The 3,491-nt window shown below is 45.3% G+C and carries 3 protein-coding genes; all 3 read left to right on the forward strand.

All coding sequences use genetic code 11. From position 1 onward, the window contains the following. Window positions 1-195 precede the first annotated feature (195 nt). The 3 genes from pgsA (at window position 196) to recA (ending at window position 3,422) form a co-directional block, all read left to right on the forward strand. A complete protein-coding gene (pgsA, locus tag AC1DSE_RS32750; RefSeq protein ID WP_138751526.1) occupies window positions 196-771 on the forward strand; it encodes a CDP-diacylglycerol--glycerol-3-phosphate 3-phosphatidyltransferase in 576 nt (191 codons plus the stop codon). Window positions 772-863: 92 nt separating this feature from the next. Continuing rightward, complete coding sequence (locus tag AC1DSE_RS32755) at window positions 864-2,114, forward strand: competence/damage-inducible protein A (protein WP_477511405.1); 1,251 nt, start codon at window positions 864-866, stop codon at window positions 2,112-2,114. Window positions 2,115-2,372: 258 nt separating this feature from the next. Continuing rightward, window positions 2,373-3,422, forward strand: coding sequence for a recombinase RecA (recA, locus tag AC1DSE_RS32760; protein WP_477528875.1), 1,050 nt, complete (start codon window positions 2,373-2,375; stop codon window positions 3,420-3,422). Window positions 3,423-3,491 lie beyond the last annotated feature (69 nt).

A 3,491-nucleotide genomic window follows, 5' to 3' on the forward strand; every position in this document is an offset into this window, starting at 1 on the left:
GGCATGTATTATACTTGTTTAGACAGCTTTACAGTTGGATCTGGGGGATACATAGATGAGAGAAAAAACACATGCGGTCACTCAAAGCTGCTTAACAAATGAATTGCAGCTGGGACAAAAATCTGATTTTTTTTACAAACAAAGGGTTCGCGTAACGCACACCTATGAGTTAGATCGATCTGAGGAGGGAATTGCGTGAATCTGGCGAACCGCATTACACTAGCCAGAATATTTTTGGTGCCGGTTATTATGTTTTTTCTGCTTATTAAAGTGGATTTGGGGTCGTTCACGATTTCTGACTTCTCCATTACATACAATCAAATTGCAGCGGCACTCATTTTTATTGTGGCAGCAAGCACAGACGGTCTAGATGGTTATATTGCAAGGAAAAACAAAATTGTAACTAACCTCGGCAAGCTGCTTGACCCTTTGGCGGATAAGCTTCTCGTGGCGGCAGTTCTCATTTCACTTGTTGAAATGGATAAACTTAATGCGCTGATTGCCATTGTTATTATCAGTAGAGAGTTTGCTGTTACAGGACTTCGTCAAATCGCACTTTTAGAGGGTTCTGTTATGGCTGCCAGCACTTGGGGAAAATGGAAGACGGCGATTCAAATTACGATGATTATCGCTCTCCTTATTAATAATTTCCCATTCAATTTTATTGATTTTCCATTCGATGTTATCGCAAGCTGGGTAGCAGCTGCTATTACGGTTTACTCAGGCATTGATTATTTCTTGAAAAACAAACATCTGATTCCGGTAGAATAATGGTAAAGCATCTTTCCGTCAAAAAGGGGAGATGCTTTTGCTTATATGCCTGTATTTACTCATACATTTGAATATGAAGGAGAACTTGAATCATGAAAGCAGAAATTATTGCAGTCGGGACAGAGCTGCTGCTCGGGCAAATTGTTAATACGAATGCCCAATACTTATCGCAGAAGCTTGCAGAGTTGGGTGTAGACGTCTATTTTCAGACTGTAGTTGGGGATAATTCTGCTCGCCTGAGGCAAGCCATTGAGATCGGCAGAAGCCGAGCGGATTTGCTTGTTTTTACTGGCGGACTCGGACCAACACAAGATGATCTTACAAAAGATGTATTAGCTGATTATTTGAACCGTGAGCTGAGTATTCATGAGCCGTCTATGTCAGCAATTGAGCAGATGTTCAGCTCGCGCGGCATTCATATGGTGGAGAGCAATCGTCGTCAGGCTTTGATGATCGATGGCGGGGTTCCGTTGGAAAATACAACAGGCTTAGCAGTTGGCAACGGTTTGTCTGTTGATGGAACACTTTATTTGCTGCTGCCGGGACCGCCGCGTGAAATGAAGCCGATGATGGAAGGCGCCGGCGAAGGGTGGCTGCGTTCGATGTTGGGAGAGGCCAATCCGCTTTATTCTCGCATTTTAAAGTTTGCGGGGATAGGTGAATCCAACCTCGAAGCTAAGCTTCTGGATCTAATTGATGGGCAGCTTGATCCTACGATCGCACCTTATGCAAAGGAAGGCGAGGTTTCGATACGCGTATCGACCAAAGCGAGCTCTTCCATTGAGGCTGATCTGAAAATCGATAAAAGTGTGCAGCAGATTAAGAATCGGGTAGGCGAGTATTTGTATGCAGAGCAGGATATCCCTCTTGAGGAGGAGGTTATACAACTGCTGAGAGCCTCAAGACGCAAGCTGGCGAGCGCGGAAAGCATTAGTGGGGGTTTGCTTGCCGAGCTAATTACAAACGTTCCTGGAAGCAGTGGAGAGTACGTAGGAGGGGTTGTCACCTACACCAATATAATGAAGCATCATATGCTCAGCATTCCGATGACTCAACTTGAAGGCGAAGGGGCTCCTGGAGCGATTAGCGATTCGACTGCCGCTTTAATGGCAGAGCGGGTTCGAGAACTCTCCGATGCTGATTTTGGCGTTTCTTTGACAGGAGTTGCTGGACCAGCACAATCAGAAGGCAAGCCAGTGGGGCTTGTCTATGTAGGAATTGCCGAGCGCGGCAAACCGACCGCTGTTCATACGCTGAATTTGAGCGGCGGCAGAGGCATGATAAGAATGCGAGCAGTAAAGTCTGCTTTGTATCGTTTGTGGCTTGCGCTGCAAGCACGGTAATTTTGCTGATTAGGAATGGCAGATGCATGTTTGGTAAATGGATGATTGCCATAAATAATGTTTGTCAATTGACGGTTTGACCGTTATAATAAAGCTTAGTTATCGGAAGAACCGTAGCGAAGATTATCTTTGCTGCGGTTTTTTTATGTCCATTTAAGGGGGCGAAGCGAAAAGGCGAATGTATGTTCGAAAAAATGCTTGTCAACCTGCCGGAAAAAAGGTATCATAAAATTATAAATAAAGAAGGATGTGAGTTTCTTGTCGGATCRTCGCGCTGCACTAGAAATGGCTTTGCGTCAAATTGAGAAACAATTTGGTAAAGGCTCCATCATGAAATTGGGAGAATCCACACACATGCAAGTTGAGACCGTGCCTAGCGGTTCGCTTGCTCTAGATATTGCTTTGGGAATAGGCGGATTACCGCGTGGACGGGTTATCGAAATATATGGACCAGAATCTTCTGGTAAAACGACAGTTGCGCTTCACGCGATTGCTGAAGTTCAAAAAATTGGCGGACAAGCTGCCTTTATCGATGCCGAGCATGCGCTTGACCCGCTTTATGCAAGCAAGCTTGGTGTAAATATTGATGAGCTATTGCTTTCGCAGCCTGATACAGGCGAACAAGCTTTGGAAATTGCCGAAGCTCTTGTAAGAAGCGGCGCGGTAGATATTATCGTTATTGACTCCGTTGCGGCACTCGTACCGAAAGCTGAAATCGAAGGCGACATGGGTGATTCTCACGTAGGTCTTCAAGCTCGTCTGATGTCTCAGGCTTTGAGAAAGCTATCGGGAGCAATCAGCAAATCGAAAACAATTGCGATCTTTATTAACCAATTGCGTGAGAAAGTCGGCGTTATGTTCGGTAACCCCGAGACAACACCAGGCGGACGCGCATTGAAATTCTACTCAAGCGTACGTCTTGACGTACGTCGTATTGAGACGCTGAAGCAAGGCAATGACATGATAGGTAACCGTACTCGTATTAAGGTTGTTAAGAACAAGGTTGCTCCACCGTTTAAGCAAGCTGAGGTGGACATCATGTACGGCGAAGGTATTTCCAGAGAAGGTACACTTGTTGATATCGGTGTTGAGATGGATATCGTTCAGAAGAGCGGAGCATGGTTCTCTTACAATGGCGAGCGTCTGGGCCAAGGTCGTGAGAATGCGAAGCAATATTTGAAAGATCACAAGGATGTTGCCGAAGTTATTGAAAAGCAAATTCGCGATGCGAGCAACTTGTCTGCAGCAGCAACTCAGGCTAATTTCAAACCTGATGAAGACKATGAAGAGTTCGAAGATCTAGAATAAATTGTCCGGCAATTATACGTGTTGATGCTTCGCCGTCCTGTTAGGGACGGCGAAGCTGTGTTTAGAGAG

The organism is Paenibacillus sp. 01L418, from assembly GCF_056400045.1.